The organism is Planctomycetota bacterium, from assembly GCA_016125255.1.
Lineage (GTDB): Bacteria > Planctomycetota > Phycisphaerae > Phycisphaerales > Zrk34 > RI-421.
In genome coordinates this window covers 315905-340095 of the sequence record WGMD01000002.1, presented here as the reverse complement: position 1 = coordinate 340095, position 24191 = coordinate 315905, and the positions used below count along the sequence as shown (strand labels likewise).

General features: G+C 64.0%; 25 protein-coding genes, 1 tRNA gene and 1 pseudogene. 9 read left to right on the top strand and 18 right to left on the bottom strand.

The window, feature by feature from the left end; translation table 11 throughout:
- Positions 1-7 precede the first annotated feature (7 nt).
- From GC162_02545 to GC162_02535, 3 genes are all read left to right on the top strand, one after another.
- The gene (locus GC162_02545; protein ID MBI1367512.1) at positions 8-247 is read left to right on the top strand and encodes a hypothetical protein; all 240 of its coding nucleotides are present in this window, start codon (positions 8-10) and stop codon (positions 245-247) included.
- Positions 247-474 (top strand): hypothetical protein, encoded by a 228-nt coding sequence (locus tag GC162_02540; GenBank protein MBI1367511.1) that lies wholly within the window; start codon positions 247-249, stop codon positions 472-474. Before GC162_02545 ends, GC162_02540 begins: the two co-directional genes overlap by 1 nt.
- A gap of 62 nt (positions 475-536) precedes the next feature.
- Positions 537-938 (top strand): NADH-quinone oxidoreductase subunit A, encoded by a 402-nt coding sequence (locus GC162_02535; protein ID MBI1367510.1) that lies wholly within the window; start codon positions 537-539, stop codon positions 936-938.
- A 104-nt stretch (positions 939-1042) separates the two neighbouring features.
- On the opposite strand, the gene GC162_02530 is transcribed toward GC162_02535, so the two are convergent.
- Both GC162_02530 and GC162_02525 read right to left on the bottom strand, forming a co-directional pair.
- Positions 1043-2068, bottom strand: coding sequence for an aspartate-semialdehyde dehydrogenase (locus GC162_02530; GenBank protein ID MBI1367509.1), 1026 nt, complete (start codon positions 2066-2068; stop codon positions 1043-1045).
- Between the two features lie 95 nt (positions 2069-2163).
- Positions 2164-2811 (bottom strand): FHA domain-containing protein, encoded by a 648-nt coding sequence (locus GC162_02525; protein MBI1367508.1) that lies wholly within the window; start codon positions 2809-2811, stop codon positions 2164-2166.
- Here GC162_02525 and hemW point away from each other — a divergent pair.
- Positions 2810-4222, top strand: a complete 1413-nt coding sequence (gene hemW / locus GC162_02520) for a radical SAM family heme chaperone HemW (protein ID MBI1367507.1) — start codon at positions 2810-2812, stop codon at positions 4220-4222. The genes GC162_02525 and hemW overlap by 2 nt on opposite strands.
- A 183-nt stretch (positions 4223-4405) precedes the next feature.
- Positions 4406-4897 carry a hypothetical protein gene (locus tag GC162_02515; protein ID MBI1367506.1) on the top strand — a complete coding sequence of 164 codons (492 nt, stop codon included), beginning with the start codon at positions 4406-4408 and terminating at the stop codon, positions 4895-4897.
- A 50-nt stretch (positions 4898-4947) separates the two neighbouring features.
- On the opposite strand, the gene GC162_02510 is transcribed toward GC162_02515, so the two are convergent.
- Positions 4948-5931 (bottom strand): serine acetyltransferase, encoded by a 984-nt coding sequence (locus GC162_02510; protein MBI1367505.1) that lies wholly within the window; start codon positions 5929-5931, stop codon positions 4948-4950.
- Positions 5932-5997: 66 nt separating this feature from the next.
- Positions 5998-6070, bottom strand: a tRNA-Ala gene (locus GC162_02505).
- Between the two features lie 240 nt (positions 6071-6310).
- Between GC162_02505 and GC162_02500 the strand changes: the two genes are divergently transcribed.
- The 3 genes from GC162_02500 to GC162_02490 all read left to right on the top strand — a co-directional run bounded on the left by GC162_02500 (position 6311) and on the right by GC162_02490 (position 9865).
- Positions 6311-6835: a sigma-70 family RNA polymerase sigma factor gene (locus tag GC162_02500; protein MBI1367504.1), complete on the top strand. Its 525-nt coding sequence runs from the start codon at positions 6311-6313 to the stop codon at positions 6833-6835.
- Positions 6832-8346 (top strand): hypothetical protein, encoded by a 1515-nt coding sequence (locus GC162_02495; GenBank protein MBI1367503.1) that lies wholly within the window; start codon positions 6832-6834, stop codon positions 8344-8346. The genes GC162_02500 and GC162_02495 overlap by 4 nt, the downstream gene beginning before the upstream one ends.
- A 478-nt stretch (positions 8347-8824) precedes the next feature.
- Positions 8825-9865 carry a prepilin-type N-terminal cleavage/methylation domain-containing protein gene (locus GC162_02490; protein MBI1367502.1) on the top strand — a complete coding sequence of 347 codons (1041 nt, stop codon included), beginning with the start codon at positions 8825-8827 and terminating at the stop codon, positions 9863-9865.
- Positions 9866-10029: 164 nt separating this feature from the next.
- Here GC162_02490 and GC162_02485 read toward each other — a convergent pair whose 3' ends face one another.
- The 14 genes and pseudogenes from GC162_02485 to malQ all read right to left on the bottom strand — a co-directional run bounded on the left by GC162_02485 (position 10030) and on the right by malQ (position 23806).
- A complete protein-coding gene (locus tag GC162_02485) occupies positions 10030-10413 on the bottom strand; it encodes a hypothetical protein (protein ID MBI1367501.1) in 384 nt (127 codons plus the stop codon).
- Between the two features lie 166 nt (positions 10414-10579).
- Positions 10580-10846 carry a hypothetical protein gene (locus GC162_02480; GenBank protein ID MBI1367500.1) on the bottom strand — a complete coding sequence of 89 codons (267 nt, stop codon included), beginning with the start codon at positions 10844-10846 and terminating at the stop codon, positions 10580-10582.
- Positions 10847-11078: 232 nt separating this feature from the next.
- The gene (locus GC162_02475; protein ID MBI1367499.1) at positions 11079-11312 is read right to left on the bottom strand and encodes a hypothetical protein; all 234 of its coding nucleotides are present in this window, start codon (positions 11310-11312) and stop codon (positions 11079-11081) included.
- A gap of 45 nt (positions 11313-11357) precedes the next feature.
- Positions 11358-11801, bottom strand: coding sequence for a hypothetical protein (locus tag GC162_02470; protein MBI1367498.1), 444 nt, complete (start codon positions 11799-11801; stop codon positions 11358-11360).
- A gap of 475 nt (positions 11802-12276) precedes the next feature.
- A complete protein-coding gene (gene speA / locus GC162_02465; protein ID MBI1367497.1) occupies positions 12277-14277 on the bottom strand; it encodes a biosynthetic arginine decarboxylase in 2001 nt (666 codons plus the stop codon).
- A gap of 758 nt (positions 14278-15035) precedes the next feature.
- Positions 15036-15116 (bottom strand): annotated as a pseudogene (locus GC162_02460) (prepilin-type N-terminal cleavage/methylation domain-containing protein).
- 92 nt (positions 15117-15208) lie between these two features.
- Positions 15209-15949, bottom strand: coding sequence for a hypothetical protein (locus GC162_02455; GenBank protein MBI1367496.1), 741 nt, complete (start codon positions 15947-15949; stop codon positions 15209-15211).
- A gap of 62 nt (positions 15950-16011) precedes the next feature.
- Positions 16012-17604 carry a hypothetical protein gene (locus GC162_02450; GenBank protein ID MBI1367495.1) on the bottom strand — a complete coding sequence of 531 codons (1593 nt, stop codon included), beginning with the start codon at positions 17602-17604 and terminating at the stop codon, positions 16012-16014.
- On the bottom strand, positions 17601-18308 hold the full coding sequence (locus GC162_02445) for a sigma-70 family RNA polymerase sigma factor (protein ID MBI1367494.1): 708 nt from the start codon (positions 18306-18308) through the stop codon (positions 17601-17603). The genes GC162_02450 and GC162_02445 overlap by 4 nt, the downstream gene beginning before the upstream one ends.
- Complete coding sequence (locus GC162_02440; protein ID MBI1367493.1) at positions 18212-18934, bottom strand: prepilin-type N-terminal cleavage/methylation domain-containing protein; 723 nt, start codon at positions 18932-18934, stop codon at positions 18212-18214. The genes GC162_02445 and GC162_02440 overlap by 97 nt, the downstream gene beginning before the upstream one ends.
- A complete protein-coding gene (locus GC162_02435; GenBank protein ID MBI1367492.1) occupies positions 18931-20130 on the bottom strand; it encodes a hypothetical protein in 1200 nt (399 codons plus the stop codon). Before GC162_02435 ends, GC162_02440 begins: the two co-directional genes overlap by 4 nt.
- A 58-nt stretch (positions 20131-20188) precedes the next feature.
- Positions 20189-21610: a hypothetical protein gene (locus tag GC162_02430; GenBank protein MBI1367491.1), complete on the bottom strand. Its 1422-nt coding sequence runs from the start codon at positions 21608-21610 to the stop codon at positions 20189-20191.
- Positions 21607-22128, bottom strand: a complete 522-nt coding sequence (locus tag GC162_02425) for a sigma-70 family RNA polymerase sigma factor (protein ID MBI1367490.1) — start codon at positions 22126-22128, stop codon at positions 21607-21609. The genes GC162_02430 and GC162_02425 overlap by 4 nt, the downstream gene beginning before the upstream one ends.
- Positions 22129-22192: 64 nt before the next feature.
- The gene (malQ, locus tag GC162_02420; GenBank protein ID MBI1367489.1) at positions 22193-23806 is read right to left on the bottom strand and encodes a 4-alpha-glucanotransferase; all 1614 of its coding nucleotides are present in this window, start codon (positions 23804-23806) and stop codon (positions 22193-22195) included.
- Between malQ and GC162_02415 the strand changes: the two genes are divergently transcribed.
- Complete coding sequence (locus tag GC162_02415; GenBank protein MBI1367488.1) at positions 23782-24135, top strand: hypothetical protein; 354 nt, start codon at positions 23782-23784, stop codon at positions 24133-24135. The genes malQ and GC162_02415 overlap by 25 nt on opposite strands.
- Positions 24136-24191 lie beyond the last annotated feature (56 nt).

Here is a 24191-nt window from a genome sequence, read left to right as displayed (position 1 = left end):
CGGTTGCATGCATTTCAAAGTCATCCCGCCGATCACGGATGTGCAGACAATCGCCGTCGGCGCGGCGATCAGGGAGATCGAGCGGCTCCGCAAAACGTATGGCTCGGCTCGATGGCGAAAGTGCAAGGGCAATGCAAGGGTGCAATTCGCCGATGGTATAATTGTCAAGGCGGAGCTTCATTGGTATGAGGCCCACGGCATCGGTCGCAAGGAAATCAAGATCAAACGACTGATCGAGGATGCATGATGGCAAAAGCACGACCCAGAAAGCGATACGTCGTCTGCATCGACAATGGCGAATATCCGGCGTCGCTTGAAAGGCGGAAAATCTATCCGGTGCTCGATGACGCGGCGGCGAAGCGGCGCGGGCTGTTGCGCGTCGTGGATGAATCGGGCGAGGATTATCTGTATCCGTCTAAATTCTTTGCGCGCGTGGCGCTTTATCAGCGGGCGCGCAAGGCGCTGGCCAAATAGCCCGACGGCGTGAGCAATGCGGTCAACTTGCTCTCGCCCCCGACTTCGCTACCATATTCCCCATGACGCTTCCTCTGACGCTTGCGACCGGCCTTGAGCAGTACGCCCCGATTGGGATTCTGCTGTTGATCGCCATTGCGTTCGCGTTGGTGAACCTGATCGGGTCGACGATTTTAGGTCCCTCGCGGACCGGGCCGGTCAAGGAGTCGGTGTACGAGACGGGCATGAACCCGATCGGCACCGCCCGCAAGCGCTTCAACATCCGTTTCTACATTCTGGCGATGACGTTCCTGGTGTTCGACGTGGAAATCGTGTTCCTGTATCCGTGGGCTCAGGTGTTCGCGAACCTGGATATGCACACGTTCCTCGCCCCGCAGTTCCTGTTCCGCATGCTGTTCTTCATCGCCACGAGCATCGTCGCATTTCTGTACGCATGGCGCAAGGGCGTCTTCGCGTTCGATTGAGCGACTTCATGCATTAACGAGCCGCGACCGTCAGGGAGCGGTCAAGGACTCGCATTTCATGTGGGCTGGACCGCTCCCTGACGGTCGCGGCTCGTTAAAACCTCTCAGACCGCGACTTTTTCCAGGAGCAGCTCCGCGATCTGCACTGCGTTGAGGGCGGCACCTTTGCGGATCTGGTCGCCGGAGACGAACAGGTCGAGCCCGTAGCCCTCGGGCTGGGACCAGTCGCGTCGGATGCGGCCCACGAACACATCGTCCTGATGCGAGGCCGTGAGCGGCTCGGGGTGCTTGTTGGCCTCGCGATCGTCGATGACCGTCACGCCCGGCGCGGCGGCGAGAATCTCGCGGGCCTGCTGTTCGGTGAGCGGGCTTTCAAACTGAAGGTTGATTGATTCGCAGTGCGCCCGGAGCACCGGGACGCGGACGCAGGTGGCGGTGATGCCGATCGACGTTTCGCCGAAGATCTTGTGCGTCTCCTTGAGCATCTTGGTCTCTTCTTCGTTGTACCCGGTGGCCGGGTCGATCTTCGAGTTGTGCGAGAAGAGGTTCCAGATGTACTGTCGCTTGAAGATGTCGCTGGTGATCGACTCGCCGCGCGACCACTGATGCGCCTGATTCTCCAGTTCCGCCATCGCCGCCGCTCCGGCGCCCGAAGCCGCCTGATACGTCGAGATGACGATGCGCTTGACGCCCGCCGCCTGATGCAGCGGCCAGACGGGGACGTTCATGATGATCGTCGAGCAATTCGGGTTCGCGATGATGCCCTTGTGCCTGTCGATCGCGTCGGGGTTCACCTCCGGCACGACGAGCGGGACATTGGGGTCCATGCGGAACGCGGAGGAATTATCGACGACGACGCAGCCCTTGGCGGCGGCGATCGGGGCGAACTTCTTGCTGATGGACCCGCCCGCCGAGAAGAGCGCCATGTCGACGCCGTCGAACGAGCTTTCGGTCAGCTCCTCGATGGTGTAGGTCTTGCCCTTGAAGGTGAGCGTTTTGCCGGCGGAGCGGGCGCTGGCGAGCATCTTGATGGACGCGAAGGGGAACTGGCGCTGTTCGAGGATGGTCAGGAATTCCTGGCCGACCGCGCCGGTGACGCCGGCGATGGCGAGATGGGGGGGATTGCGCATGGGTCGCGTGGCTCCGTGGAGACAACCTCCACATTCAATGAGGTAACTGGATCGCGAGCTTGTATGGTATGCATCAAGCGCGACGACGGGCTTGATCAGTCTTTCTCGTCTTCGAAGAAGTTGGGGATGGTGTCATCCTCATCTTCGGTATGCAGCATGGACAGGGCGTCCTCGGGGTCATCGGAAGGCCCGGAGTCCATCGCCGCCAGCGCTTCGAGGGCGGCGATCGGATCGTCGTCCTCGACTTCCTCGATCTCGACGGTCGGATGGACCTCGTCTTCGATCGGCTCGTCGAGCACTTCCGCCGCGATATCCTCGGCGGGGATTTCCACGCCGAACTGCGAACCCGACGCCGCCTTGGACACGGGCTCCTCGTCCGCCGCCGCGGCCTCGACCTCGGCCGCGCCTTCGGGCAGGACCGTCTTGACGGGCTCGGCGATGTCGGCGGGCTGGCCGTCGACGACGACCGTGAAATGCACCGGCCCGATCACGAGCGTATCGCCCGCCCCGAGCTTCGCTTCCTGCACGCGTTCGGAATTATGGTACGTGCCGTTGGAGGAGCCCAGATCGCGCACGACCAGTTCGTCCTCGGTCACCTCGACCTGACAATGCTCGCGCGATACGATCCCAAGCGGAATCCGCAGATCACAGGTGTGTTTGCGGCCGATCACGATCACGGGCTTGTTGAGCGGGAAATCGCGACGCTCCCCGTCGGCTTTGAACATCACCAAAGATGCTTGCATGGACAGTACCTTACCCTTGAAAACGACAGTCCAGAACCCGGTTCATCATAACGAATCGACCGGCGTGCTTCAAGGTATCGGCACGTCGGCGGCGCTCGTCAAGTTCGTGATGCCCCGAAAGATCGCGGGATTGTATGTACACGTGCCGTTCTGTTTCCACAAGTGCCATTATTGCGATTTCTACTCCATCGTCGATGACGCCGACCGGCAGGCCCGCTTCGTCGACCGCATGCTCCAAGAAGCCGCCGCACTGGCTCGCGACATCGCCGTCCGACCGGTGACGATCTTCGTCGGCGGGGGCACGCCCACGCTGCTCCGCCCCGACCTCTGGCAGCGCCTTCTGGCCGGGTTCCAGGAAACATTTGACCTGTCGGGGATCAAGGAGTTCACGGTCGAAGCCAACCCCGAAACCGTCACGCCGGAGCTGTTGGACGTGCTGGTGAGCGGGGGGGTGAACCGCATGAGCATCGGGTGTCAGTCCTTTAATATGGCCCATTTGAAAACCCTCGAACGCTGGCACGACCCGGCGAACGTCGAGCGGGCGATGTCGCTGGCCCGGGCGGCGGGGATCGACAATCTGAACCTGGACCTGATCTTCGCCATCCCCGGGCAGACGCTCGGCGAATGGCGCGAGGATTTGGCGCGCGCGATCGCACTGGGGCCGCGGCATCTTTCGTGCTATTCGCTGATGTACGAGCCGAATACGCCGTTGACGAAGAAGTTGGAACTGGGGCGGCTTACGCGCATGGACGAGGAACTGGAAGCGGCGATGTACGAAGCGACGATCGACGATCTGGCTGCGGCGGGGTTCGAGCAGTATGAGATTTCCAACTGGGCGAAGTTGGCGGGGGCGGAGGTTTCGGCCTCTCAAATACCTCTCCCTCCGGGAGAGGTCGGCCCGGAGGGCCGGGTGAGGGTGCGTCCAATCACCGACTGCACACGTAACGAAACGCGCCCGGCTTCGGGGCCGCCCTCACCCCAACCCTCTCCCGGAGGGAGAGGGGGGTTTGCAGAACGCGCGAGTTGGCGGTGTTTGCACAACATGGCGTACTGGCTCAACGAGAACTGGCTGGCGCTGGGGCCGAGTGCTTCGGGGCATTTGAATGGGGTGCGATGGAAGAATGCGCCGCATTTGGGGCGGTATCTGGCCGACAGCGCGGGCGGCGGCGTGCCGATTCAGGACGTCGAGCGGCTCGATGATGATGCGTCGCGCGGGGAACAGCTCATGTTGCGCCTTCGCCTCATCGACGGCGTCGAACGAAGCTGGCTCGCCCCGATGCTAACCCGCCAGCGGCTCGAAACCATCGACCGGCAAATCGCGGCGGGGATGCTCGTCTGGTCCAACGATCGCCTTCGCCTGACAAGGGCCGGGCTACTCTTGGCGGATCATGTCATTGCGGATTTGATCTGACGAGGTTCACCAGGGGGGACACCGGGTTTGATATGACCAATGACAAATGCCTAATGCCTAATGACCAATGCATTTGTCATTAGGCATTAGGCATTTGTCAATTGTCATTGAAGGCAAAAAGCCACTACGCCTTGTTCCGTGCCTCCGTGGTGAACTTTCTTTCGGCGATTATGATGAGTGATCATGTCGACGCACCGTTGTCCATTTTGCGGTCACGAGTATGACAAGCCGTTTGTGCTTTGTGTGCATTGCGGGATGAACATGGCGACGGGGCGGATCGAAGACAAGCCGGTGGTGGAGGAGGACGACGAGCCGGAGGCGGTGAGTTTCGGGCGGCGGGCCCTGGCGTGGACGGCGGAGTATTTGCCGGGGTTGTTTCGGCCGGTGGTGCTGATTTGTGCGCTGCTGCTGGGCGCGGTCGGGCTGGCGATCACGCTGATGGGCATCATCATGACGTTCGCCTTTTTCATGCTCCTGGAAGGCGGCATGGTGCTGATCGTCGGCACGCTGGCGTACGCGCAGGCGGTGGCATGGGTGCTGTGGGGCGAGATGGGTTTTCTGCCGAGTCTGCTGACGGATTTTGACGAGATGCGATGGACCCTCTGGCTCGTCGGGCTGATGACGCCGGGCGTGGGGTTCATCATTTATGCGAAGTATTTTTATGTGGCGGGTTAAGCGGTCAGCAAGGACATTCCGCACTCCACACTCCCAACTCCACACTTCGATCATTCCGCGTTTTCGTTCGCCTGCGTTTCGAGTCTTCGGTGCGTGTCAGCGGAGCGGAAGCGCAGTTCGGGGCTTTTGAGCGTCACGTAATGATTGGGGGGGACGGACTTGGTGAGGAAGACGGACCCGCCGATGACGGACCCGCGGCCGATGATCGTCGCGCCGCCGAGCACGATGGCGTTGGCATAGATGATGACGTCATCTTCGATGGTCGGATGGCGCTTGGTGCCGCGGATGAGTCGGCCGTTGGCATCGCGTTCGACGGACAGGGCGCCGAGCGTGACGCCTTGATAGAGTTTGACGCGGTTGCCGATGAGCGTGGTTTCACCGACGACGACGCCGGTGCCGTGGTCGATGAAGAAGGAGTGCCCGATGGTCGCGCCGGGGTGGATATCGACGCCGGTTTCGTTGTGGACATACTCCGAGAGAATGCGCGGCAGAACGGGCACGCCCAGTCGATGCAGTTCATGGGCGACGCGATGCGTGAACACGGCATCGAGCCCGGGATAGCAGAAGATGGTTTCATCCGTATTGCGCGCCGCCGGGTCCCCGTCGTACGCCGCCTGCACGTCCAGCGCGAGCAGCGCCCGCAGATGCGGCACGCGGGCGAGGAACGCATCGGTGATCCGCCGTGCCTCGGCCTCCGCCTGCTCGTGCTCCGTGCACCGGGCGCGGTCCGGGGCGTCGAGGTTCCGGGCGTAGCACACCGCCTGTTCGATCTGACTTTCCAGCCGCTCGCGAATCTCCGCCAGCAGGGCGGCGACATGGTCGGTGATGTTGGCCTCCGTCAGCCGCCGATCGCAGAAGTAACCGGGGAAGAACAGGTCGCGGAGCTTTTCGAGCAGTTCGATCGCCCTCGCCCGGCTCGGCAGCGGGCCGGCGTCGATGTGGTGCATCCGCTCATCCGAGCGATAGCTCGCAAGAATCGCCTGGCTCAAGTCCTCCAGCGACGGTCGCGACGGCTTGGCGGGGTCGTCCCTCATGCGATCATCCTATCCGCCCCGGCGCATAAAAAAACCCCGATTCGGCGAATCGGGGCTTCGTCCAAGTGGAGGTGAGGGGGCTCGAACCCCTGACCTCATCCATGCCATGGATGCGCTCTCCCAACTGAGCTACACCCCCTTGGTCATCAGGCCGTCATTTTAGACGCTCCAGCCCGCCGGTCAAACCGCCGCAACGCGCCGGCGGGAATGACCAATGACCAAGCACCAATGACCAAGGGAATGTTCAAAGCACGAATGTCAAAGTAGAAGGCCGCAGGCCGTTCGTTCCTTGGTCATTGGGATTTGGTCATTGGTCATTTTTCTCCATTTTTCCTGTTAACTTTCATCGGCTCGCGTTACTTCCTACTGGAGATCTCCCGTGTCCGAACCGGCGACCGCACAATTCGTCCGCACGCTCACCGCGCACCAGGCCCGGCTCTACGCCTACATTCTCTCCCTCGTCGGCGATTCCCACGCCGCCAACGACATCCTTCAGGAAACCAACGTGGTCCTCTGGGAAAAGGCGGCTCAGGCGATGGCCGCCGACGACTTTGCCGCATGGGCCTTCCGCGTCGCGCATTTTCAGTTGCTCGCCTGGCGGCAGAAGCAGGGGCGCGATCGGCTCGTGTTCAATGAAGCCGTCCTCAACGCCCTGTCCGATCGCGCCGCCGCGCTCGCGCAGCAGACCGACGCCCGGCAGGACGCCCTGACGCAGTGCCTGGCCGATCTGCCCGCCAATGCCGCGCGGTTGATTCATGAGCGCTACGTGCTCGGCCGCTCCGTCTCGCAAATCGCCGACGCCATCCACCGCTCCGTCGCCGCGACCCACCAATGGCTCTACCGCCTCCGCCGCGAACTGCTCGCCTGCATCGAAAGCAAAATCAACCGCGAGGAGGCCCCATGACCCCCTCGCCCCTCGCCCCCAACGACCCGCCGCTGGAAGCGCTCCTCCAAGGCGCGCTCGAGAACACGCTCGACCCCGCCGCACACGCCGCCCTCTCCGACCGCCTCCTCCGCGACGAGCCCTTCCGTGATGCCTACCTCCGCATGATGCAGCTTCACGCCATGCTCCAATGGCGCACCGCCGCCGAAGCGCCGATCATCGCCCGCGCCCGCGCGATGGGTTTCACCCTGCACCGCGACTCCCTCACGCCGACGCGCATCGGCGCTTCGCCGCGAAGCGTCTGGTACCTTGCCGCCGCACTCTTCGCCCTCGCCGCCGCGCTGTTCTTCGTCTTCCTGCCTTCCACTCCTAACTCCGAACTCCCCACTCCCCGCTCCAACGCTCCCGCGTCTTTCGCCATCCTCTCCGACGTCTCAGCCGACGCCCAGTTCGCCGGCGCCGACGCAGAGCGGTCCCTTGGTGAAGAACTCACCGCCCCGATCCGCCTCGCCACCGGCCGCGCTCAGATCATGTTCAAGTCCGCCGCCGTCGTCGATCTGACCGGCCCGTGCGAATTCACCATGACCGGGCCCAACCGCGGCAAGCTCACCGCCGGCCGGCTCGCCGCCTACGTCCGACCCGAAGCGCGCGGGTTCACCGTCGACCTCCCCGATGGCGCTCGCATCGTCGACCTCGGCACCGCCTTCGATGTGACGATCCACGACGCCGACGGCTATGACATTCAAGTCACCGCCGGCCGCGTGCTGCTCGAACGCCGCGGTGCCGAGTCGATCCAACTCGACGCCGGTCGACACATTCGCCTCTCCCACAGCACGATCATCGAACTCAACGGCGCAATCGACCTGCCCCTCGTCAATGGCGATTTCGAATCCGACCCAGCCCCCGCCGAGGGCGCGACCGGATGGACCATTCGCTCCACCGCGGTGAACTCCCGATTCTGGACCATGCGCGGCGCCGGTCTCGGCAAAGTCGATCCCGTCGCCGGTCAGGGCCCCTCCAAAAACTTCCTCACCGCCAATCGACTCGCCCTCCAACCCCATGCCCCCGCCGACCCCAGCCCCGTCACCACCACCGCTTCGCAGCGACTCGACCTCTCCCCCTACGCCGCCGACATCGATGCCGCCGGCGCGACCGTCGCCGTGACCTTCTGGTACGCCAGCCCCGCCGTCGAAGACGACGCCTTCGTCAGCGTCGAATTCTTCGACAGCGCCGGCGCCTCCCTCGGCTCGACCACCACGCCCCAACTGCCCAAAACCGATCCGAACCGATGGGTCGCCGGATCCGTGGCCGATGCAAAGCTCGCCGTCCCCCCGCACACGCGCAGTCTGGCGATCGCGCTTATCGCCAAACGCACCAAATTCTCCGAAACCAACATCAGCTTCGACAACGTCCGTGCCGTCCTGCACAGCCCCGCGCCCGATGCCGTCCCCGCGACCCATCCCGACGCCCGCCAGGACCAATCGTCCCATGCGTCCGATCCCACTCACTCAACGAAGGAGAATCCCAAGTGAAACATCCCCTCATGTTCGCCGCCGCGCTGGCCCTGGCCCTGACGCTCCAACCGGGCGCCAAGGCCGCCACCGTCAACCTCACCATCGTCAACAGCGGCTTCGAAGCCAACACCGCCCCCGTCGCCGCCGCGACCGGCTGGACATTGACCGCCGGCGGATACTTCACCACCGCAGGAACCGGGCTCAACCCCATCGACCCCACCTCCGGCCAAGGCGGCTCCGCACAGTTCCTCACCGCCGATCGACTCGCCGTCGGCGCCGGCTCCAGCCCCTCCTCCGTCTCCGCCTTTCAGGACATCAACGTCTCCGCCTACGCCGCCTCCATCGACGCCAACCTCGTCACCACCAACATCGGCTTCTGGTACAACGGCAACGACCCCAACGACGATGCCAAGCTCACCATTTCCTTCTTCAACGCCGCCAACGGACTCATCAGCTCCACCACGACCGCGCGGCTGGCGACCACCCCCGCCAACACATGGGTATCCGGCACCGTCGCCGGCGGACTCCTTGCCGTCCCCGCCAATACGCGCACCCTCCGCATCGCCCTCCTTGCCATACGTGGCACCGGCACCGTCACCAACATCAACTGGGACAACATCACCGCTTCGCTCAGCGGCATCCCCGCCGTCGTCGTTCCGACCCCCGCCGCGATGCCCGCCGGGCTCGCGCTCCTGACCCTGCTGTCCCTCCGCCGTCGCAAATGAAAACCCAACAACCATTCCATCATGCGCATTTGGCGGCGGGGCTTGTTTACCGTGAGCCCGTCGAACCGGCCCCGCGCGTCCGCACAAGGCGGGGTGACTTCAGTCACCCCGCTCCCCCCCCGGCCCGCCGCGCCTTTACCCTCGTCGAACTCCTCGTCGTCGTCGCCATCCTGACGACCCTCGTCGCGCTCCTCCTCCCTTCGCTCTCCCGCGCCAGAGGCCTGTCGCAGGTTGTCGCGTGCAGCTCCAACATGCGGCAGGTCGCTCTCGCCGCACTCGCCTACCGTTCCGACAACACCATGGTCGAATTCTTCTGGCGCTTCGCCAACGGCTCCGCCGACTATCCCCAGGAATCCGTCAGCACCGGCGGCCGGCCCGGCAATCCCGCCCGGGCCCTGCACACACGCAACGGCGTCAAACAGGGCTACCTCGACACCGGAAAAGTCTTCTTCTGCCCCTCGGTCGATCTGAGCTACGAGACCAACTACGACCCCGACTCCAACATGGACTTCACGACCTTCTGGGGATCCTACTCCTGGCACTACCGCCCCGTCCGCGCGGGACAGGACCCCAACCCTTCCCTCAACTCCGTCACCGGCTCCGACATCACCTTCCAGAACCCCACGCAAACCAAAAACGTCGTCATGGTCGATACGACCACCGCGATCTACGGCCTGCAACCCCTCTTCATCTGGGGCCCACGCTTCGAACACTACAACGTCCTCTTCGACGATTCGTCCGTCCGACTCATGGCCAACACCGCCCAGGAATTCGGCGAGTTCATGTGGGGCTCCGTCGGACGCCCACGCTGATTCGGGAGCGGCTTCATCAATCAAATCGCCTCTCCAACGAGCCGCGACCGTGAGGGAGCGGTCCAGGAACTGGATGCGCTATGGGCTCGACCGCTTGCTGACGCGCGCGGCTCGTAGAAATGCGGGGCTCCACGTCAACGATATCCGCTCTGACGCCCCCGCGTTCAATACACGAATCCGAAATACCCGAACACCAACCCCAGCGCCAAAAGCACCACCGGCCCGATCTTCATCATCGCCTTCGACGCCACCACGTTCGCATACCGCTGCATCGACCGCGGGAACGCGATCAGCACGATGCCCTTGAGCGTCGCCAGCCAGCCGACGATCGTCACCAGCCCGACCCAGTCCGCGACCCAGACGTTGTGCTTATTGACGATCACCATGCCGAACACCAGCGACACGAACCCGCCGAGATAGATCAGCGACGGATGCGCGAACAGATCGTCCTTGATGAGCCGGAAATACGCCCGGTTCATGAACAAACCCACCGCCGCCGCCAGATACATGACGCAAAGAATCCGCGCAATAAGCACCGCGAAAAACATGACAACCTCCAAACTCCCTCTCCCTCCGGGAGAGGGCCGGGGTGAGGGTGGCCCCGAATGAAGGCGCGCTCCGTTGCGGACGCGGTCTGCGATTGGGCGCACCCTCACCCGGCCCATCGGGCCGACCTCTCCCGGAGGGAGAGGTGGAACGCATCCTCACCAAATACTACGCCCCCGGCCCGCGTCGTGTTCCCATCATGTACCTGACAAACGACCCCAACCCGCTGAATTTGTACGACGCATCGACATAATGCTCAATCACATAAAACGCAAAATAATACGCCCGGCAAAACCCCCACACGCAAAGCACCAGCAGCCCCGCCAGCCGCACATCCGCAAACAACACGAGCGCCGTCGCCCCCGCCAACACCCCCAGCCCGACGAACAGAAAAAACTTCACCCACAACACGCGCGGATTGGTGATATCGCCCATGTCCAATTGTAGGGCCGATGCGAATGCCTTCGCGTAGGGTGGGTCAAGCGCAGCGGACCCACCACGCAAGCCGAACCGAGCCGCGAACGACTTGTATCTTCAATCTCGTCAAGGCGATTCCCGCAATCCCTACATCTGATGAGCGGTCTCTGATCATCGCACGATTTCATGTCTGGCGTGATGGGTCCGCTGCGCTTGACCCATCCTACTTCGCTGTGGCACCCCGCCATTGTCACCGATCAAATTCAGCCGGTCCAGCGGATTGTCCGGGTGGGAAGAGGCGCGTCATGACCGTCCAGTATCGACACGCTTTGTCGCCATTGAGCGCGTTGAGCCGGACAACTTCCGCTTGAGCTTGGTCGTGCAGCGCTTGTTTGATGGTGAAAGCATCCTCCGGCGATCCGACCTGATCGTCATACCGAACCACAGCCCACACGTTTTCGCGTTCGTTGTGCCGCTTGGTCATGTCAGAAGAAACTCCGCACTGGAGGCGACAAGTCGAGATGATCTGTTACGGAAAATCCGGACGAGCATCGACGCGTGCATCGGTGTCGAGCCGGGCATGGTCGTCGGCGGTCAGGGTGTCGAAGAAGGTCCATTGCCATGTGCAACTGTAGGCGGCGGCGCTGACGATGCGATCGTTCATGGCGGTGATGGCGACGCCCGTGAAGTTTGTGCGGGGTTGGTATTCCAATTGGGCGAATGGGCCGAAGCGGTCGATGCGGATGGGATGCGTCGCGGCGATGACTTCGTCGAGACTTTGACCGGCGACGATGCGACCGGCATGCAAATCACGCCAGACCGCAGGGCATTCCCGGCCCATCGCTCGGTACACCCGGTAGTCATGCCAACTCCAGATCCGCAAATGCCACGCGGCGACGAGCCCGGCGATGCAGATAAGTCCGGCAGCCGTTGCGAACCATCTGACCCAACGCTTTTTGAGGAATGGCATCATGGTTGTCGCCTCGGACGCCGGCGGGTCGGGCCGCAGAGTCGAACAATCGTAGCGCGTCGGTCGCATTTTATCATTCTCCGACATTCTCACATTCTCAAGAATGTGAGAATGTCATGGTAACGCGCGGCTGGTGTTGGCGATTGGGTGATATTTCCCAGTTTGCGCACAGGTGATGCGCCGAGCGCGCACGGGGGAGGCAAATTTGCCTCCGGCGCGCGCGTGCGTTTGCGTAAGTCCTTATTTGATCGCGCACGGGGCGCGCAGGGGGCTCCGCGCCGGTGCGCACCGGTCCGCCCGGTGCGCGCTGAAGGACGGAAATGAGCGAAAAAATCGCTGATTTTGGCGCGGGAACGGCGGTGCGTGGGGAGGCCGAAAAAACGCGGGGTCGGCGCGCCGGTGCGAATGGGCAATGGGCCACGGATGGAGAGATGGCCTCCGGTGCACGATTCACGTGCATGATGGTGGCGGCGCGGGATTATTCCAGGTAGGTGTATCCGCTGAGGCCCTGTTCGTAGGCGCCGAGGAGGATGCGGCTTTCGGCGACGGACATCTGGTTGGTGCGGACGCAGCGTTCGCAGTCGCGGCGGATGGCCTGATACAGGTCGCGGGGGTCGTACTGGAGGTAGGTGAGCACTTCGCGGACGGTGTCGCCCTCGACGATTTCGTCGATGTTCCAGTCGCCGGACTCGTCGAGGCGGATGTGGACGACGTTGGTGTCGCCGAAGAGATTATGCAGGTCGCCGAGCGTTTCCTGGTAGGCGCCGACGAGGAAGGCGGCGAGGTAGTAGGGCTCGCCGTCCTTGATTTCGTGCAGCGGCAGCGTGTTGCGGACATCGCGGACGTCGACGAAGCGGTCGATCTTGCCGTCCGAGTCACAGGTGATGTCGGCGAGCGTGGCCTTGCGGCGGGGTTGCTCGGTGAGGCGATGAATGGGCAGGATCGGGAAGATCTGATCGATGGCCCACGAGTCGGGCAGACTCTGAAAGATGGACAAGTTGACGAAATACGTGTCCGAAAGCTTCTGCTCCAGTTCGATGAGTTCCTCGGGGACAGGGTCGAGCAGCGAGGCGAGGTCACGGACTTTGAGGCAGGTGGACCAGAAGAGGCGATCGACGAGGCCGCGGTTTTCGAGGGAGAGATTGCCGACGTTGAAAAGGGTCAGCGCCTCCTCGCGGGCCTGCTGGGCGTCGTGGAAACATTCCAGGAGATTCGCCGGGCCGAGGCGATCGAAAGCGTCCGCCAGATCGCGCAGGACGCGCGGCGGGCGTTTGCCCAGACTCTTGACGTTGAAATCCTCCGGCACCGCATGCTGGTCGAGGCGGTTGGAGCCCAGCACGTTGAACACCAGCACGCTGTGATGGCTCACCATGGCCCGACCGGCTTCCGTGACGATCGTCGGATGCGGGACCTCGGCTTCGTCGCACACGCTCTGCACGCGATAGACGACGTTCGAGGCGTACTCGTCGAGCGTGTAGTTCGTCGAAAAGTCCCAGTTGGTTTGCGAACCGTCGTAGTCGACGCCGAGGCCGCCGCCGACGTCGATGTATTTGAGGCCGGCCCCGAGCTTGGCGAGTTCGACGTAGACGCGGGTCAGTTCGTTGACGCCGGCGTTGACGACGGCGATGTCCGAAAGCTGCGAGCCCATGTGACAGTGAATGAGCTGAAGGCAATCGAGGCGATTGGCTTCGCGCAGGCGTTCGACGACCTTGAGGACGCTGGGGATGGACAGTCCGAATTTGGCTTTTTCGCCGGAGGATTTGTGCCATCGGCCCGAGCCGCGCATCGAGAGATTGACGCGGACGCCGATGCCGGCGCGGACGCCGTAGGACTCGGACTGCTGAATGATCAGCTCCAGTTCGCTCATGTTTTCGATGACGGTCACGATGCGCCGGCCGAGCTTGGCGGCGAGCATGATGTGACGGATGTAGCGCTCTTCCTTGAACCCGTTGCAGATGATCAGTCGCTCGGGTTCGTCGACGGTCATGCCCATGACGGCGAGGAGTTCGGGCTTGGACCCGGCTTCGAGGCCGAAGTTGTACTCGCGCCCGCAGTCGCGGATTTTCTGCACGAGGTAGTGCTGCTGATTGACCTTGATGGGGTAGACGGCGCGGTACTCGCCCTTGTATTCGCAGTCTTTGATGGCTTTGAGGAAGGCGCCGTGCATGTCATGCACGCGCTGGGCGAGCAGATCGGTGAAGCCGAGGATGACGGGCGAACCGATGCCGCGTTCTTCGAGGCCGGTGACGACTTCGTGGAGGTCGACCTTGGCCTTGGGGTCGCGCGTGGGCATGACGACGACGTGGCCGGCCTGGTTGATGCCGAAGAATCCCTTGCCCCATCCATTGAGCTGATAGAGGTCGGCGGCGTCGGCGACGGTCCAGTTGGAGTCGGCGGGCGCGGGGGAATCATCGGCGAGGGGCGCGGGGCCTTGTGCCGGGACGATGTCTTGGACGGTGGAGGGGTTTTGGTCTTTCATGGCGCGCAAAGTGTAGTCCCCCATCACGGCTCTGTCACGGGGCAAGGGACCGCCGCGGCGATTTTTAACAACGCTGATCGTCGCCGGATATCGTCCGTGCATCGGTGGGGCGGACCAATGAACGGTCAGTACGCGGCCGCCAAGGCTTGGAGCATCTGGAGGTAGAGAGGGTAGTTGTTCATCTGGGTGCCGAGGTTGGCGTTGACGAAATCGTCGCGGCGGGCGCCTGCGGAGCCGTCGAAGCGGGCGACATTGAAGAGGCCGAGTTTGGCGTGGTTCATGTCGTCGGCGCCGGTGGGATCGGAAAGGACATCGGTCATGAAGATGGCGGTGGGGCCGGCGGCGCGGAAGAGGTTGGGGTATTTGCGGTCGAAGTTTTTAGCGGGATCGACAATGGGATTGAAGTTGTAGGGGACGCGCATGCGCGGGCCCAGCGGCCAGGGTTCGTAGTCGGCGGCGGGGAAGAGGATGGTGTCGGGGCAGTAGAAAAGACGATGGTTGTTGTCGGCGACGTAGTTGCCGGCGTAGAGATTGCCCAGGTTCTGCCATGGATGAGCGGCGAGGCCGGACGAATCGCTGCGGAAATATCGGGTGTGCCATGTCTGAGGGATGAGGTTGCTCATCGTCGAGCCCTGAATGACATTGGGCGGAAGGGTCCCCTTGTAATCGGTGGCGTACATGTTGCAGGCCATGAAAAGCTGATGCTCGTTGGAGGCGCAGACGACGCTGCGTGCGGTGGCGCGGGCCTTGTCGAGGGAAGGCAGGAGGATGGCGATGAGCAGAGCGATGATGGCGACGACGACGAGCAATTCGATGAGCGTAAAGGCGCGTCGTGACATGGCGGAGGCTCCTGGTTGAAAGCGATCAGGCGGCATTTACCGGCCGATCGCGCGATGTGCGGGATCTTGGGAGGATGTTCCCGAATCGTCGGTCAGCGCCGGCGGCGAAGCGTCATCATGCTCATCAGCGCCAGGCCGGCGGGCAGCGCGGCGGGGGTGGGGACGGCGGCGACGGCGACGGCTTCGAGGGCGAAGGCGTAATCGCGGGTGGGCGAGCCGTTGGCGCCGGCGGGGGTGTCGTTATAGAAGCGGCCGCCGGCGTAGGGGCCATGGGAGCTAACGGTCTTGCTGCGCCAGGTGAAGACTTCCACGCCGTCGGGCGAGAGGAAGGTCATGCCGTAGCCGGCGGTGCCGGAGGTGGCGGCGAGGGTGATCTCATCGGCGCCGGTGAGGTCGAGGGTGAGGGTCTGGAAGGTGGCGCGGTCGTAGGTGACGGTCGGGATGTTGAAGGTCTGGTCGAGGAGAAAGCCGTTGGTGACGGCGTTGTTGTAGTCGGTGAGGATGCTGGCTGCGTTGGTGTCGGCGACGCTGAAGATCTGGATGCGTGCGAGGGCGCCGGTGACGCCGCCGTCGAAGAGGAGGTCGATCTTATCGATGGTGATGTCGGAGGCGAGTTGGAAGGTTTGGGGCATGTTGCGCGTGCCGGTGATGGTGCGTTCGGCATCGGTGCCCACGACGTTGGGGTCGAAAGTCTTAAAAGCGGGCGCGGCGGGGAAGGCGCCGGCGGCACCGATGGAGGGGGTGATGCCTGCGAAGGTCGGGAGGCTCAGGAGGGCGGTGATCGCGGTGGCGGCGAGGATGCGGGCGGCGTTGAGAGAAGTGATGCGAGTCATGTCATTGCTCCTTTTGATGGTCATGGGTTGCTGAAAACAGATCGGTTGACAATGTGTTCACGTCAGGGCGTGCGCCCGGCGTCATAGAGCTTTTTGATTTCGCCTGCGGTCATGGGCCGGCGGGCGATGATCACGTCATCGATGCGGCCGTCGAGTCCGCGATGGAGCGAATGCTGGGAGCGATAGTCGCGGGCGTTCCAGTTGCCGATGCGGATCAGGCCGAGGTGGACGGGTTTGGCGTCGCGTGCGGGATGGGTCTCAAAAAGCTGACCGTCACGGTAAATGTCCACGATGCCGGCGCGGGCGTCGATGACGACCGCGACCTGGACCCAGCAATTGAGATGGGACGCATCGAAGAAGGGCTTGGCGGTCGGTGCGGACTGGAAGGACAGATTGCCGTGCCGGTCGACTTGCAGATGGGTCATCACGGTGCCGTCGGTGAAATCGCTCATGATCAGGCCGGAGGAGCTGTTGTCCAGTTGCCGGATGTTGACCCAGAGCATGAGCGTCAGGTCGGTGTAGTCGATGTTGGGATCAAGCTGGACGTAGCTGTCATCCGAGCCGTCGAACTGCAGGGCGTCGTCGGCGGGCGATCGACCGGGAACGCGCTTGGCGCCATGGATCACGCCTTGAATCGACGGGCGCGTGGGGACGAGATTGAGCAGGGTGTCGCCGGCGATATTGAGCTGATTGAAATCGTAATAGACGACCAGGGCGGGGTCGCGGACGAGCGACTGCACGATGGGCGAAATGTCCGGACGGCCAAGGACGGGCAATCGGAGGTCGCCGGGGGACAAGGTCAAAAGGCGGGTGCCGGCGACGGCGATGGCCTGCTCGGCGGTCATGGTTCGCACGACGCCGTCGGCGCCGACGAACTGCACGCGACCCTCAAGGACCTGCACGACGCACTGATCATCGCCATCGACGCGAGCGGCGAAGCGCGTGCCCAGATCGATGATTTTCGATCCGCCGGGAAGGTCGACCGTGAATCCGTGCGCTTCGGTCGGAACATACGCTTCGAGCTGCCCGTGATGAAGCGTGCCCCGGTTGGGCCCGGTCATCTGGAATTCGCACGGGCCGGTCAGATCGACGACAGCGAAGGATTTGAACATGAGTTGGGCGCGGCCGACGGTGAGTTGGATCGGGCCGGTGAGGTCGGAGCCGAGGGGGAGGGAGCCGTCGGCGAACGTCGCGTCATTTGAGAGGTCGCTGAGGATGGCGAAAGACGCCGGGGTGGCGGAGTGGGGCGTGGGGAGTTCGGAGTGGGGAGTGGAAGGCAGGAAGACGTATGTCAGCGCTGCGGCGAGGAGCAGGAGCGCGGCGAGGTACCAGACGCTTCGCGGCGAAGCGCCGCTTCCATCGACAGGGCTCCGGGCAAGCAGCGTCGGCGTGACCTTGATGCGGGAGTCTTCCGTCGCGCGCCACGCTGACGCTGAGCCCGCTCGGGGGCGAAGCGTCTGGTCGATGGAAGCCCGACCGTGACGCCATGCGAGCATCGCTTCGAGCGTCGCGGCGTGAAGGTATTGATCGAGCGCCGCATCATCCTCGGTGAGGCGCTCCTTGAGCATCGCGCATCCCGCGTCGTCAAGCTGGTCGGCCAGATAATCGGCCAGAAGCTGATCGAAATCGGCGGCTCGGCGGGCGGCGTCCGTCATGAGCGGGCCTCCGGATCAAGACGCTCTTCGATGCACTGCCCCAGCACGGTGCGGATGCGGTGCAGCAGGACGGACATCGCGCCGGCGGTGCGGCCCGTCGCCTGCGCGATCTGCTGAACGCTCATGCCACGGGCATAACGCTGCTCGACAAGCTCCCGCTGATGCTCCGGCAGGCGGCGCAGACAATCGGCCAGCGCCTGCTGACGATCGGGCAGTTCCTCGGCGATCAGGCCCCACCGGGCGCTGATGCGATCGAGCATCGCGTCGCCGAACACGAGCCGATCGCGCCGGCCGCGCTGCCGGGCGGCGAGAATCTGCATGCGCGCGATCGCAAAGGCCCACGGCACGAACGGGCGGTCCAGGTCAAATTCCGCCGCCCTTTTCCAGAGAATCAGATTCGTCTCCCCAAACACCTCGCGCGCCAGCTCCGCATCCCCCACCACCGAGTAGATGAAGGCATACAGCCGCGACTGATGATCGGTCAGCAGTTTGACGAAAGCGTCGAGATGGGAAGGCGCATCGCTCATCGGGGCGGAAAGTCTCCGATGAGCATTTAGCGGCATGGGCGGGAATATTACAAGCCACGGAAAATATTTTTGCGGGGGCGTCAGAGTCGGTCGAACGTCCGCCACGTGCGGCCCTGCTCGGTGAAGTCGGTGGACCAGGACAGGTCGTTCCAGATTTCGTCGGTCTTGCCGATCCATGTGGCCGAGCCGTCGAATCGGCTCATGACCCAGCCGGTCTGGTGATGTTCGACGGTGCGTTCGAAGTCGCCGGGGGCTCCGCTGTGGACCCAGACGAAAAAGTCGCTGAAGAAGGCCCGTTGCGTGCGGAGTGAGGGGAGGGTGAAGATTTCGCCGGCCTTTTCCTCGCGCTGGCCATAGCTGATGAGGTATTCGTCGCCGAGGCCGGTATGGACGGGGAAGTCGTGGTCGACTTTGAAGAACGTGTCGGATGGGCAGTACATGGGTTTGGGGTCTTTGAGGAAACCGGCGTCGTAGACGAGTTTGAGGCCGTGGATTCCGCCGGCCCAGTTCTGAATGTGATACTGATTGAACGCGTAGTAGCGCGGCTCGATGACCTGCCGGTTGGACATGGCGTATTCGATCGACACCTGCACGAGCTGCCGCTGATTGGAGGCGCAGACGGCGCGCTTGGCGGCTTCGCGCGCCTGGGTCAGCGACGGCAGGAGAATCGCGATAAGCACAGCGATGATCGCGACGACGACGAGGAGTTCGATCAGGGTGAAACCATGTCGCGTAAAGGTCGGAGCGGGGTGACTGAAGTCACCCCGCCTGGTGTGTCCGAAATGGATGGAGGAGTTTTTCATTTGCGGCGGCGCATCGTCAGGAGCGCGATCAGGGTGAGCCCGGCGGGCAGAGCGGCGGGGGTGGGGACGGCGGCGGCGTTGAGGGCGTCGATTTCGACGAGGCGCGGTCCGCCGTTGGCCCCGCCGTTGGTGGTGCGCGTCAGTTCGAGGCGGAAGTCTGTGCCCATCTGCGTGCCCGCGCTGAAGAGGCGGCTGAACGCGCCGGTGAAGCCGTTGGCGTCGAACGTGTCGACCAGCACGTTGTTGACGAAGAAGCGGACAAGCTGCGTCGAGCGCGGGGCTCCCTGTACGCCGCCGTCGCCTTCGAGACTGACGACGTATCCGTCAAGCTGGACGGGCGAGAGGGTGCGCCAGGCGACGAAGTCGACCGTTTCGCCGGCGTTGCCGAAGACGTTGTCGCCATTGTCGACGGTTCCGCCGTCGGCGAACAGGAGCGTGGCCCCTTCGACGTTGCCGTTGTTGTTGCCGAAGGCGTCTTCGATGGTGTCAGCGCCGACGCGGGGGGAGCTGGAGAAGTTGTACGCAAGGCCGGGCGCCTGATCGCCTTCGCCGATGTTGTTGGTCGTGGCGTTGAAGATGGTGGTGTTAATGACGGCGGCGGAGGTGTCGGTGGTCAGGGCGTCGATTTCGTTGATGCGGGCGCCCTGATCATTGAAGTGCGTGACGGAGAGCTGGAAGGCGTTGCCGACCTGCGGGATGGCGAAGAGCCGATCGATGGCGCCGTCCTGATGATCGCGATCATAGAGGTCGTCGGCTTCGCCTTGCACGGAGAATTGCGCGAGTTCGACGCCGCGACTGAAGTTTCCGCCGCCGACGTTGTCGGGGTTGGCCAGGAGTCGGTAGCCATCGAGGATGATGACGCTGGTCGTGGACCAGGAGATGGAGTCGACGGATTCGCCGCCGTCGCCGAGGACGAGGTTGCCGTTGTCGGCGGTTCGGCCGTTGTCGAAGATGAAGGTATTGGACTCGATGCCGCCGTCGTTGTTGCCGAAGGCGTCTTCGACGGTGTCGCCGGGGATGGAGCTTGTGGCGGAGAAGGCGGTGCCGAGTCCGGCGGGGTCGTCGCCGCCGGTGTTGGTGTTGGCGTTAAAGAGAATCGGGTCGACGGTCGACGCCGAGGCGACGCCGGCGCTGAGGAGTATCGTCGCTGCGAACATCATGATCTTCCGCACGCTGTTGAGAATTTGGCCGCACATGCACGTTCTCCTGAAAGTTCCGCCGGTCGTCGGGACCGGCAAAGGGTTCCATCTCCGATCACCGGGGCGACGCTTCGCCGCCGTGTGTCTCGCGTTCCACGCGCGCATTGACCGCGTCGATCTCACCGAGACGCGGCCCGCTGTTGGCGGGTAGATTCGTCATGCGCGTCAGCTCCAGCCGGAACGTCCGCCCGCGGACAGGCCCATTGGCCAAGACGCGCAGCACCACGCCCGACTGCCCATGCACGTCGTACGTATCGACGACCTGGCCGTCCACGCTCAATCGCAGCATCCCCGCCGAACGCGGGCCCCCCGGCTTCGTGTCGTCGCCGCGCAGCTCGACGCGGTATCCGCCCAGTTCGATCCGCCGGGCGGTGTCCCATTCGATGTAGTCCACCGTCTCGCCGCCGTCGCCGAGCGTGGCATTGCCATTGTCGATGACGCCGCCGTCGGCGAAGAGCACGTAGCCCGGCTCGAGGGAATTATGCACCGCGCCGAAGGCGTCCTGAAGCGAGGTCGTGCCGGCCACGGTGTCGCTGGCGCGGATGTTTTCGACGAGCCCCGGCGGATCGTCGCCGCGCGACGGGTCGTTTGTCGCCGCGTTGAACAGCGTCGGATCGATGATCACCTCATGCGGGTCCGCCGCCGGCGCGATCAGCGGCATCGTCAAAATCGCGCCGCGATCCACCAAGGCGTCCTGCCCCGCGGCCAGTTCCAGATGCGTCAGCACCGACTTGTCGATCGCTTCGAGGCGCACCCGGCCCGAGAGCACCTGCACATGGCACACGCCCAGCCGATCGACGCGCGTGACGAACTCCGTGCCCAGGTCCGTGACCGTGACGCCCCGCGGCGCCAGGACGCGGAAGCCGATCGCCTGCACCGGGACCGTCGCGTGCAACGTCCCGCTGACCAGTTCCGCTTCGTTGGGCCCGCTCATCTTCAGTTCGCACGGCCCCGTCAGATCGACCACCGCGCCCGAGCGGAACATCAACTGCGCCCGACCGGCGGTGAGAGCAAATCGTCCCGGTGAAACATCCTCCCCCAGCGCGATATCCGCATCCTCGAACTGCGCATCGGGCGAAAGATCCGAAACCAGCGCCACCACTGCCGGCCCGGCGGGCGCCGATGCGATCGGCGGCGTCGGCCGCGCCATGGGATACAGCGCGAAAATGCCCGCCGCCAGCATGATCATCGCCGCCGCCCCATACCACAAGCCGCGCGACCGCATGATCCGATCGCCGCTCGTTTCGCGTGTCGGCACCGTCGGCGGCTGTTTCGCAAAAGCAAGCGCCGGCGCGCCGGCGAACTCTTCGGCGATGAATGCGTCCAGCGCCACAAGCCGCACAAACCGCTGGCGCAACTCGGCGCTGTCGCGCAGCAGGGCGGCCAGCTCGTCCCGCGCCGCTGCGTCCATCACGCCGTCGCACAGCCGCATCATCAGCAGCGCCAGCGGATCGGAATGGTCAGCCGCGTGCATCATGCCTCGGTTCGCTCCAGTGTCTGTTCCACGCAGGCCAGCAGGGCTGCGCGGATGCGGTAGAGCGTCTGTCGAATGGACCCGACCGGTCGGCCCATCTGACGCGCGATCGCCTCGGGCGAGCCGTCCGCGGCGTAGCGCGCCGCCAGCAGGTCACGCTGCGCTGCGGGCAGCTTCGCGAGGCAGCCGCGCAAGGCCTCCGCCCGGTCATCGTGCGATTCGGCCTCCCGGCCCGCCGCGTCGGCCAAGTCGTTCATCAACGCCTCGTCAAACACCAGCCGATCGCGCCGCTGTTTTTGCCGCCACGCCAGCGCCTGAAACCGCGCCGCCGTCAGAGCCCATGCCATAAACTCCGTCCCCGGCGTGAACTCCGCGGCCTTGCGCCACAGCACCATGTTCGTCTCTTGAAGCACATCCTCCGCACCCGCACGCTCGGGCACCAGCGCCCGAATGTACGCCCGCATCCGCGTCTGATGCGTCAGCAGCAATTGCACCACTTGTTCCATCCGATCCGACGACATGCGGCCTCCTCTATGAAGCCCATAACACAAACCGCCGGCGCATCAACACAAATCTGAAAATGTTTCAGCGCCGGCCCGCCGCCCCCGCCATCGCGGCGAGCCGATGAGCATCGACCGACCGCAAATCCGCCTCGCCCATGCGCCATCCCCATTGTCCGAACGGCTCGCCGGGGATGTTCATCCGCGCCCGCGAACCGAGTCCCAGCACGTCCTGCATCGGCACGATGACGCGCCTTGCCGCCGATCGGTACAGCGCGGCGATCAGGTTCCAGTGAAGCTCCGCATAGGTCCCGCCCGCATAGCGCATGATCTTTCGTTTCCGGGGGCGCGATTGGCGCGCGATGAAACCGCGAAGCGTGTCGTTGTCGTGCGTGCCGGTGTACGCCACGCAATGTTCCGGCAGATGCTCCGGCAGGTGATGCGCATCGTCGAAGGCGAACTGGAGAATCCGCATGCCCGCGATGTGAAACTGATCGCGCAGCTTCGCACATGCCGGCGGAATGTCACCCAGGTCCTCGGCGATGAACGGCAGGTCGCCGATCGTCTGATGCAGATGCGACAGAAGCGCCTTGCCCGGGACCGGCGACCAGAACCCGTCGCTCGCCCGCACCGCTTCCGCCGGGATGGCCCATGCCCGGCAAAACCCCGGAAAATGATCGATGCGCACCGCGTCGAAATACCGAAGTGCGTGCGTCACGCGCCCCGTCCACCATGCGAACTTCGTCGCCCGGTGCTTCGACCATGCATACAGCGGATGTCCCCATCGCTGACCGTCCGCGCAGAAATAGTCCGGCGGCATCCCGCTGTCGAACCGGCACCGGCCCTTCGCATCGAGTCGGAACAATGCGCGATGCGCCCAGACGTCGGTGCTGTCGTGGTCGACATAGATGGGGATGTCGCCGATGAGTTGGATGCCGTTGCGATGAGCGTGCGCCCGCAGGGTCCGCCACTGTTGCACGAACTGGTATTGCGTGAAACAGATGAAGGTCAGTGCGTCATGCAACTCGCGCCTCGCCTCGCGCATCGCTGCCGCATCGCGCAGGGCGAGCTTGTGCGGCCAGAGCGTCCAATGTCGATGCCCCATCGCCGCCTTGATCGCCGCGAACAGGGCGTAGTCGTCGAGCCAGTGATGCTCCTCATGACAGAACGCGGCGAAGTCATCGCCGCGCGGATCGAAGCGGGCGAAGGCGCGGCGAAGCAGGGTGTGACGGTGTTTGATGACGCGCGGGTAATCGACCCGCCGGGCGTATCGCTGACCCATCGGCCGAACTTCGTCGGCCCGCAGCAGCCCCGCGCGGACGAGGTCGGCGAATTCGATGAGCAGGGGGCTGGCGGCGAAGGCCGAGTCGGAACTGTAGGGCACGCCGGTCCCGCCGACGGGTCCGATCGGCAGCATCTGCCACCATCGCTGCCCCGCCGCCGCGAGGTAGTCGATGAATTGATGCGCCATCGCCCCAATGTCCCCGCAACCGTGCAGCCCCGGCAGACTCGTCGGATGCAGCAGCAGACCGGCGGAACGGTCGGGAGCGACATGGTTTTCGGACGCGGCGGGCCTCATCGCTCTGATGATACCGGCTCGGCGGGGGGCGGCTATAATATGAACCGTCGCGAAAGCGAACCGATCGGGTCGATTGGACGATAGAAACCTTGACGATGCACGACACGAATTCACGCCCATTCCGCAACGTCATCGGCCCCACGCTCGTGGTGGGCCTCGTGGCGGCGCTGCCGCTGCTGGCCGCTCCGGCGGCGCAGGCGGCGACGACGGGCAATCGCGCCGCCGTCGTCACCAGCTCGCAGGACAAGGCCAGCGCCATCGTCCGATGCGTCAGCGAAGCGGCGCGGCACCTGGTGTCCGCCAACGTCTCGTTCGTTCATGAAGACACGCGGGGCTTCGATGTCGCTCCGATCGTGTCGTTCCAGTCCCCGGCCGCGCCTTCGGATCGCCCCGTGCCGCATGTGTTCACTCGGCCGGCGCTGATCGATCTGCCTCCGCCCCTGCGCTGATTCGTCCCTCAGCGTTTTCGTACCTCGGCGGAGCATTCGCTCCACAACTTGCAGCT

Coding starts and splice junctions, on each gene's coding strand:
- GC162_02545 (MBI1367512.1), top strand. CDS start 8: ATGCATTTCAAAGTCATCCCGCCGATCACGGATGTGCAGACAATCGCC.
- GC162_02540 (MBI1367511.1), top strand. CDS start 247: ATGGCAAAAGCACGACCCAGAAAGCGATACGTCGTCTGCATCGACAAT.
- GC162_02535 (MBI1367510.1), top strand. CDS start 537: ATGACGCTTCCTCTGACGCTTGCGACCGGCCTTGAGCAGTACGCCCCG.
- GC162_02530 (MBI1367509.1), bottom strand. CDS start 2,068: ATGCGCAATCCCCCCCATCTCGCCATCGCCGGCGTCACCGGCGCGGTC.
- hemW (MBI1367507.1), top strand. CDS start 2,810: ATGGACAGTACCTTACCCTTGAAAACGACAGTCCAGAACCCGGTTCAT.
- GC162_02525 (MBI1367508.1), bottom strand. CDS start 2,811: ATGCAAGCATCTTTGGTGATGTTCAAAGCCGACGGGGAGCGTCGCGAT.
- GC162_02515 (MBI1367506.1), top strand. CDS start 4,406: ATGTCGACGCACCGTTGTCCATTTTGCGGTCACGAGTATGACAAGCCG.
- GC162_02510 (MBI1367505.1), bottom strand. CDS start 5,931: ATGAGGGACGACCCCGCCAAGCCGTCGCGACCGTCGCTGGAGGACTTG.
- GC162_02495 (MBI1367503.1), top strand. CDS start 6,832: ATGACCCCCTCGCCCCTCGCCCCCAACGACCCGCCGCTGGAAGCGCTC.
- GC162_02490 (MBI1367502.1), top strand. CDS start 8,825: ATGGGTATCCGGCACCGTCGCCGGCGGACTCCTTGCCGTCCCCGCCAA.
- GC162_02485 (MBI1367501.1), bottom strand. CDS start 10,413: ATGTTTTTCGCGGTGCTTATTGCGCGGATTCTTTGCGTCATGTATCTG.
- GC162_02480 (MBI1367500.1), bottom strand. CDS start 10,846: ATGGGCGATATCACCAATCCGCGCGTGTTGTGGGTGAAGTTTTTTCTG.
- GC162_02475 (MBI1367499.1), bottom strand. CDS start 11,312: ATGACCAAGCGGCACAACGAACGCGAAAACGTGTGGGCTGTGGTTCGG.
- GC162_02470 (MBI1367498.1), bottom strand. CDS start 11,801: ATGATGCCATTCCTCAAAAAGCGTTGGGTCAGATGGTTCGCAACGGCT.
- speA (MBI1367497.1), bottom strand. CDS start 14,277: ATGAAAGACCAAAACCCCTCCACCGTCCAAGACATCGTCCCGGCACAA.
- GC162_02455 (MBI1367496.1), bottom strand. CDS start 15,949: ATGACTCGCATCACTTCTCTCAACGCCGCCCGCATCCTCGCCGCCACC.
- GC162_02450 (MBI1367495.1), bottom strand. CDS start 17,604: ATGACGGACGCCGCCCGCCGAGCCGCCGATTTCGATCAGCTTCTGGCC.
- GC162_02445 (MBI1367494.1), bottom strand. CDS start 18,308: ATGGATCGGCAAGACCGACGAAATCTGGAACGACCTGTCCTGGTCCAC.
- GC162_02440 (MBI1367493.1), bottom strand. CDS start 18,934: ATGAAAAACTCCTCCATCCATTTCGGACACACCAGGCGGGGTGACTTC.
- GC162_02435 (MBI1367492.1), bottom strand. CDS start 20,130: ATGTGCGGCCAAATTCTCAACAGCGTGCGGAAGATCATGATGTTCGCA.
- GC162_02430 (MBI1367491.1), bottom strand. CDS start 21,610: ATGATGCACGCGGCTGACCATTCCGATCCGCTGGCGCTGCTGATGATG.
- GC162_02425 (MBI1367490.1), bottom strand. CDS start 22,128: ATGTCGTCGGATCGGATGGAACAAGTGGTGCAATTGCTGCTGACGCAT.
- GC162_02415 (MBI1367488.1), top strand. CDS start 23,782: ATGCACGACACGAATTCACGCCCATTCCGCAACGTCATCGGCCCCACG.
- malQ (MBI1367489.1), bottom strand. CDS start 23,806: ATGGGCGTGAATTCGTGTCGTGCATCGTCAAGGTTTCTATCGTCCAAT.